General features: G+C 34.5%; 6 protein-coding genes. All 6 read right to left on the bottom strand.

Translation table 11 applies throughout. From position 1 onward, the window contains the following. Positions 1-123: 123 nt before the first annotated feature. A complete protein-coding gene (locus AB8B65_RS12570) occupies positions 124-525 on the bottom strand; it encodes a hypothetical protein (RefSeq protein WP_405301405.1) in 402 nt (133 codons plus the stop codon). After that, positions 503-1,048 (bottom strand): YceI family protein, encoded by a 546-nt coding sequence (locus tag AB8B65_RS12565; RefSeq protein ID WP_405301403.1) that lies wholly within the window; start codon positions 1,046-1,048, stop codon positions 503-505. The genes AB8B65_RS12570 and AB8B65_RS12565 overlap by 23 nt, the downstream gene beginning before the upstream one ends. Positions 1,049-1,080: 32 nt before the next feature. Then, positions 1,081-1,443, bottom strand: coding sequence for a c-type cytochrome (locus tag AB8B65_RS12560; protein WP_405301402.1), 363 nt, complete (start codon positions 1,441-1,443; stop codon positions 1,081-1,083). Between the two features lie 477 nt (positions 1,444-1,920). Further along, the gene (locus AB8B65_RS12555) at positions 1,921-3,582 is read right to left on the bottom strand and encodes an alpha/beta fold hydrolase (RefSeq protein WP_405301401.1); all 1,662 of its coding nucleotides are present in this window, start codon (positions 3,580-3,582) and stop codon (positions 1,921-1,923) included. A 275-nt stretch (positions 3,583-3,857) separates the two neighbouring features. Beyond that, positions 3,858-4,676, bottom strand: a complete 819-nt coding sequence (locus AB8B65_RS12550) for a T9SS type A sorting domain-containing protein (RefSeq protein ID WP_405301400.1) — start codon at positions 4,674-4,676, stop codon at positions 3,858-3,860. 350 nt (positions 4,677-5,026) lie between these two features. Further along, a partial coding sequence (locus tag AB8B65_RS12545) for a leucine-rich repeat protein (RefSeq protein ID WP_405301399.1) occupies positions 5,027-7,577 on the bottom strand: 2,551 nt, incomplete at its 5' end.

Here is a 7,577-nt window from a genome sequence, read left to right as displayed (position 1 = left end):
CAGGTGATTCAAATTTTTCTGGAATTGCATCGTCTTCTAATTCGTCTAATAAATCATCTTGTGCATGCATTCCTATGCTGAATAAACAACATATTGCTAATATATAATAGTGTTTCATTTGTGTTATTTTTTGAGAATGATAGCTTTATCGAGTTTTACTTCTTCTAACAAATCATCGTACCCAATAATTCTTCCTTTTATTTTTATTTTTTGACCTTTTGCCAAGTTGTCTGTATTGGTTCCTTTTTCTAATTGAAAATAGATGGTTTCATTTACAGAAACCCCAATAGAATCTTTTGCCGTAATAACACCTGTTACCTCAGCAACTTTATCTCCTTTTATCCATTCATCCACATTTCCTTCCACTTTGCTTAAGAATCCTTGCGAATCGCCTTTGTAAGCAACTTCCATATCATCTAGCGTTTTGTGTGCTTTGTAGATGTATAAATATCCTCCAATACCAACAGCAGTTAATACAACTAAGGCAATGAGTAGTCTTTTCTTATTTTTTTTCGATAAGCTCATAATTCATGCTGATGTTAATTTCTTTTGCTATTTTTTCGCGTACGATACTTGGAATATCAATTCCAAATTCTTGTGGTTTTACAGAAAGTGCAGATGTTACCATTACCTTGTCTCCGTTTTTAGATACGTTGGCAGTTGATGAAACTTGCTTCGTTTCTCCTCTTACTGTTAAGGTTCCTACAAGTTTGTATTCTTTGGCTGTACTTGATAAGTCTGCCATGTTAAAACCTTCTAGTTTTCCTTTGAAAGTCGCTTTTGGAAATTTATCAGAATCCATGTAGTTTTCGTTGAAATGCTCTTCCATCAACGCCACTTTAAAGTGAAATGATTTGATGAATAATAATGCGGCAAATTCACCCGAATCTACTTTTAATACAGCTGTTGTACTGTTACTTTTTGCTTCTACAGGTTCAAATGCTTCTACAGAAGCTTTAAAATTTGTTTCTCCTGTTTTGGTGTAATATTTTTGTGCCGCTACAGTTCCAACTGCAAGAAACATGCACATGTATAATATTTTTTTCATATTGTTTATGTTATTTTAGGTGTTGTTCTTTTTTAATTTTCTAAATATCCATCTGCAACCCATTGATCAATGATTTGGCGCGTTGCTGGTGGTAATTGTCCTGATGGTGGCATTGGGTTAGAACCGTTGTTTATACGGTTTACTAAGTTTCCTTGTTCTGCGGCAGCTCTTACATTTGCATATCCAGTAAGTTGTAAACCTGCATTTGCATTAGGTCCACTATGGCAACCAACACAATTTGTATTGATAATGGCTTCTACGTCATCATCAAAGGTAACCACTTCAACAATTGGAGGTAAATCTTCGATGTCACCTTCGTCAATAGTATTTGTAGTACAGTTGTATAATGTAACAACAACTAATGACAAGGTTAATAATGTTAATTTTCGATACATTGTTTTTAATTTAATTCTTAGTTTAGGTTTATTGTTATATTTTTAAATCAAACGTCTTTTGCTTTTTTGTAATCAACTAATACTTGTAAAATTGAGCTTATTAGATGTATTTATACAATAGTAAAGATATCATTTAAAAGTTGAGTAAATTAACTACTGTTTTTTGAATATACACTTAATAAATTGTGTGAAACGGAAATATCAGCCTTAAAAAGGAAGTTATTTACATGTTGCTATTTGGTTGTATACCCAGCATTTACAAGGCTTTTTCTATTAAATGCTACATTCTTATTGAAAAAGCACTTTGCATGGTAAATGTAACTTCATTTTGGTTGCTTATCTGTAACAATACCGCTTTTTACTGGTAATTTTCCGACATTTTGACGCATTTTTTATAGTGTTATTTTTCTTTTTTTTAGTTACTGAGTAAATGATCTTTAGATAGTGTCCTGTTTTTTTCCTTAAAAATTCACTTATTTATTTTGAACTAAATACTTCCGTTGGACGAATTCCGAATTCTTTTTTGAAACATTTTGAAAAGTACGACGGACTCGAAAATCCAAATTTGAATGCAATTTCCGCCACCGTATCATTGTTTTCTAATAATGCCGTTCTTGCCCTGTTGAGTCTTATAAACATAATGAGTTGACTTGGCGATTTACTCGTTGTTTCTTTAATACGCCTTTGTAATTTTCGTTCGCTTACGCCCGTTTCTCGCGTTAGCATTTCTACACCAAACGAATTGTTGTCTAAATGCTCATCAATAATTTTGAGAACGTCCTCAAGAAAAGAATCATATTTTGAGAAACCATACGGAAATGATGTTTTTACTTCTGTATTCGCTTTATCAGTCACACTGTATAACTTACAAATTTCGTGCGTTTTATAGGTTAAAATAGATGTGTCTTTTGAAAAGTTGAACACAACGCCCGACAGCAAATGTTTGATTGCTTGTGTCACCAAAATTTTGTTTGGTTTTATGAGTGACAAAATTGAAGCAATCATATAATCATCTCTAGTGCTTGTAGGTTCATTATAGTTTTTAATACTATCTTTCATATAAATACCCGCCGAAAATGGTATTTCTTTCGACTTAAAATCGTTCAGCATTTTTATTCCTGAATAAATGGCTTTGCTTGGTACTTCAAAAGCTGCAATGAAAAACTTTTTGTCTTTGCTTATAATGTTCCCTTCATTTTGTAGAATAAACTCTTCTATCATTTGTGGTTTTATGCTGAAATTGGAAGCCGTAATAATTTGTCCGAATAAAATAGTTGATAGCCTTTTTTTATGCACTTCGTCACTCGGTGGAAGTTTATAAATGAACGTTTTCATTTCATCTAATACTTCGCGCGTATTTCCTGCCCAAAAAAGATGATCGTCGCCATCAAATTCTACAAATTTTGAACCTTTGATGCGTTCTGCAATAAATTTACCTTCTTCAATTTTGACATCAATATCGTTGGTTCGTTGCATTAATAATGTCGGAACTTTTATATAACTCAATATATCAATGATGTTTACCTGCGTATTCATTTTGGTGAGTTTTAATGCTGCTCTCGGACTTGCACCAGATCGGAAGTAACTTGCCAACCAACCCATAAATTTTCGATCGTTGGCTTTGGAAGGCACTAACGTTTCAAGGTTCATTTCTCCACTTCCCCAATCATTTTCAATCATGTCATATACCTTTTGACGTTCTTCGTCTGTTGGTGCCCACGGATAATCTTCGGAGTATCTTCGTTTTGCAAAAATTCCGAAGGTCATTAATGCAATGACTCTGTTTGGATAAGTTGCACTGAACAAAGCAGAAACACTTCCACCTTCCGAATGCCCAAAAAGAATGGCTTTTTTAGAATTTGTGGCGTCCATCACAGCTTTGATGTCTTCCATGCGTTCTTCTAGCGTAGAAAGTTCTACAATACGATCCGAAAGTCCTGTTCCTCTTTTATCAAAAAGAATAATACGTACAACTTTGCTTAGTTCTTGAAAAAAATCGACCAATTCAGGGCACGCCCACATCCAATCGATGTTAGAAACCCATCCTGGAATGTATACTAAATCAATTGGTCCTGAACCAAAAACCTGATAGGCAATGTTCAAATTTCCGCTTTTTGTATATTGTATTTTAGGAATCATTACGTATTGTTTAGATATTTTCAGACTTTCTAAAAATCATAGTTTTATGTCTTTTTTGACCTTTATGATTGCGTTTTATTTTCTTGTGAATGAATTCAAATTGACTACAATTAAAAACATTTTAGAATTTACGCAAAATATTTGTATTTAATTGTATTTTATTTGACAGTAAAACCTTTACCAAAATAATAATAGAGGGGCAATTTATTAGTAAAATAGCATATAACTAAAATTATATTATTCTGATAAAGTTTTGTTTTACTATCTGATTGCTTTTATTGTCTGATCAACTTTACAGTTTTACTTGCATTTTCAGCGTATAATCGCATCATATACATTCCGCTTTGCAGTTGATTGATCTGTATTTTTTCTAAATTATTTTCTTCGGATAGTACTAATTGTCCGCTCATCGTATAAATTTCTATTTTTTGCACTTGCGTTTCGCCACTTTGAATGTTTACGATAGTAGTTGCAGGATTTGGATATACAGAAAGGTTTTCTAGCAGCGTTTCATCTACGGAAAGTGTAGAAAAGTCAAACGAAGACATTCCTGATAATCCAGAAGTATTTGGGTCTACCACATTGTTAAATGCAGCCGATCCGTCATCAATCATATCTGCTTGCATAAAACTTTTTAACGGCGTTACGGCATTTGCTAATGCAGAATCGTTTGCTAATATTTCAAGTACTCCGCTTGTTGGCGCACCATTTATTTGAATCGTTACAATTGGCGTCGTGGTTCCTGCGGATGGCGCTGGCAATGTTGCCGGACTTCCTAAGGTTTCAGTAATTAAGTATCCGTCAATAGTTGGTTGTCCAACATCTGATCCATTAAAAAAAGTAGCGCCTGCAGCTCCACCTAACGAAGAGCTTATTGTTGCAGTAACTCCGTCTGGCACTAGAATTGTAAATCCGTAACTTTGTACAGAGGTCGCAAAGTTTGATGCACTTGCGTTTGGAACTGCTGCTATTGAAAAACTGTAATTTCCATTGTCAGTTAGTGTGTACGTGTATCCATCTTGTGCGCTCATTTGTGCTGTGAATAGACAATAGATTGCCAAAAACAGACTTGTTGTCAAGGTAATTTTACTCATAATTTTGAAATTTAATATTTAGTTTCTGATAATTGTTCTTGTTTTTTCTGGTAGTTGTATTTGTAATGTGTTGGTAAAACTATAGTATTTTGTATTTGTTCTTTAGTGATAGCAAAAGCAAAGTCAATTGTCGTTATGACAGGTGACAATCGCTTTGCATTCGCCATCTAAATTCAATTCATTGATCGTGAAAAGAAAATTACAATACGTTTTATTTTTTGTTTTACTTCCATAATTTTTTAATGATAGTACAATGGTACTTATTTGTTATTGTGACACCTATTAAAACTCCCTAAGCGGGAAAAAACTCCTTTAAAAAGGAAAATAATTTTGTTTTAACGACACTTTGTTTAGTTATCATTGGGTAATTGCTCGTGTATTTGAAAGGTGCTAAAGTTTAAGAAGTTTCCTGGATGCGCTAATACGTTTTGTAAAATAAGTGGTGAATCTGCTTCCCCACCTTCGTATTGTGTCGTTCCGCTCATATTTACATCATTATCACTATATCCATTGATGATGAATGTAGAAAAGTTTAAAAAGTTTCCTGGATCGTTTAACGCTGCTGATAAAATCGCAGTCGTATCTGGTGTTCCTCCCAAATATTGTACAAAACTATCTCCGTTTACATTTCCTGACCACATTCCTACGGTATCAGTTGGCATTCCTGCGTCCGTTTGTGCATTGGTACCAAAGGTAATTTGATTGGTTGCGTCTGTAAAGTCGACTGCATTGCGAATTCCTGTTAGTGACAATACGTTTCCTGTCATTATTCCTAAATGGTTTCTGTGTTTTATGGCTACAAAGTAGTTGCCAAGTGGTGATGTAAATTGTAATAAACCTGTTCCGTTTACATCCACTACATCTCCATCGCGTTGGAGTAATGCAGAACGTCCTTCAACTATATTTGTATTATCGGTAGCACTTCGTAGTTCTACAAAAATCCAATCTACAATGGCATCTTCTCCTGTTGCGTTAAATACTGAAACATCAACGGTTACACCATCACCGTACGGCGACGTTGTTGGAATTAGATTTGCAACTCGTAAGTCGTCTCGCATTAGCGTTTCTTCACCTGTATTTGGGTTTAAGCTTGCGCCTTGTAAGTATATTTTTGGTTCTAAGACTAAAGTTCCTGATTCAATAATCGATTTAAAACCTGTCCAATTTGCATCTATATAGGCTTGTGTTGTTCCTTGTGGAATGAATAAATTGATATTACTTCGTCTATTAATAGCACCATTACTTATGGTTGGCGGATTTACACTTTCTGAAATAATTTCAGTTAATCCAGTACTAAAAAAAGCCTCACCTCCAATAGATGTAATATTTGCAGGAATATTTGTACTTCTTAATGAACCATTATCTCTAAATGCACGAAACGCTATTGTAGTAACCGTACTTGGTAAACTTATAGTTTGTACTCCTTGATTTCTAAACGCTGAGTTTCCAATGGTTGTAATGGTAAAATCAACTCCGCCTCTACTTATTAATTCTGGAAATACATAATCGCCATTCGGTACTGTTCCATCTCGTCCAATAGCAGATAATGTATTTGGTGTTAAGGTTAATACTTCATAACGAATTGCATCTACCGTAAATGTATTTCCAACCGCGAGTCCATTCCCATTAATGGTAAAGAATCCGGTCCAACCTGCAGTTGAATAATCAGTTTCATTACCAGAAGGAATTGTTAACGCTATATTTTCACGCGCGCCAAAAGAAGTATCGTCAATAGTTGCTGGTGTGGTTCCTAAAGCTTCTATCTGTTCTAAGGTAACTGTAGAAAATGAATTTATGCCAATTGTAGTTACACTAGCAGGTAGCGTTATACTTGTTATTGGAGCATTTTGAAAAGCATTGTTTCCAATTGTTACAATAGCATTTCCGATAACGACATTTGTAATATCTGTATTTTGAAACGCATTGTTTTCAATAGCAGTTACGTCAAAAGTAGTTCCTGCTGTTGTAACTGTTTCAGGAATACTAATATTTTGTGTTGTAGTTACTCTATTTAAAACTTTAACCGTATTTGGGTTTAATGCTGTTACTTCGTATCGAAGGTCTCCTACTGTAAATTGTGCGCCTATTTGAAATTCTCCATTCACACTTCCAAAACCTGTCCAACCTGCCGCAACATAATCGTCTATAACGGTTTGTTGATCGGGAATAATGGTCACATTAATAGCACCACGCGCACCAAAACTTGAAGCCGTAATGGTAGCTGGTGTTGCGCTATCTGCAATTATGTTGGCTAACGGATTTCCATTAAAAGCATCATTTCCTATACTTGTAATATTTGAAGGAATGGTAACACTTGTTAATAAATTACTATTAAATGTATTTGCTGCTATTGTGGTAATATTTGCAGGAATTGCAACACTTGTTAGTTTATTATTTCGAAAAGAAAAACTTTCTAAAATTGTTAAACTTTCAGGAAAGCTAATAGCTTCTATTTCGTTGTTGCGAAAGGCATCATTTCGTATAATTTGTAGGTTTGCTGGAAGTGTAACACTGACCAAATCGTTGTCTCGAAACGCTACCGAGTTAATTTCTGTTACACCATCAGGAATTACAATAGATGTCAACTGATTGTCTCTGAAAGCACCTGCTCCTATCGTAGTTAAATTTGTAGGTAATGTTATATTTACAAATTGATTGTTACGAAAAGCATCAGTATCAATGGTTTCTACAGTAGCAGGAAATGTAACATTTGTAAGCATATTATCTTGAAAAACACCTCTTCCAATTGTAACAACTCCCGCGGGAATAGCCAAACTCGTTAATTGATTGTTTCTAAAAGCTTCACGATCAATGAGATCTACGGTATTAGGTAGCGTAAGAGTAGCGATTTGATTGCCAAGAAAAGCACCGTTTCCAATAGTTACCGTTCCAGATGGAATG

It is taken from the genome of Kordia sp., from assembly GCF_045105435.1.
Taxonomy (GTDB): Bacteria; Bacteroidota; Bacteroidia; order Flavobacteriales; family Flavobacteriaceae; genus Kordia.
This window is presented reverse-complemented; position numbering and strand designations above follow the sequence as displayed.

Coding starts and splice junctions, on each gene's coding strand:
- AB8B65_RS12570 (WP_405301405.1), bottom strand. CDS start 525: ATGAGCTTATCGAAAAAAAATAAGAAAAGACTACTCATTGCCTTAGTT.
- AB8B65_RS12560 (WP_405301402.1), bottom strand. CDS start 1,443: ATGTATCGAAAATTAACATTATTAACCTTGTCATTAGTTGTTGTTACA.
- AB8B65_RS12550 (WP_405301400.1), bottom strand. CDS start 4,676: ATGAGTAAAATTACCTTGACAACAAGTCTGTTTTTGGCAATCTATTGT.
- AB8B65_RS12555 (WP_405301401.1), bottom strand. CDS start 3,582: ATGATTCCTAAAATACAATATACAAAAAGCGGAAATTTGAACATTGCC.
- AB8B65_RS12565 (WP_405301403.1), bottom strand. CDS start 1,048: ATGAAAAAAATATTATACATGTGCATGTTTCTTGCAGTTGGAACTGTA.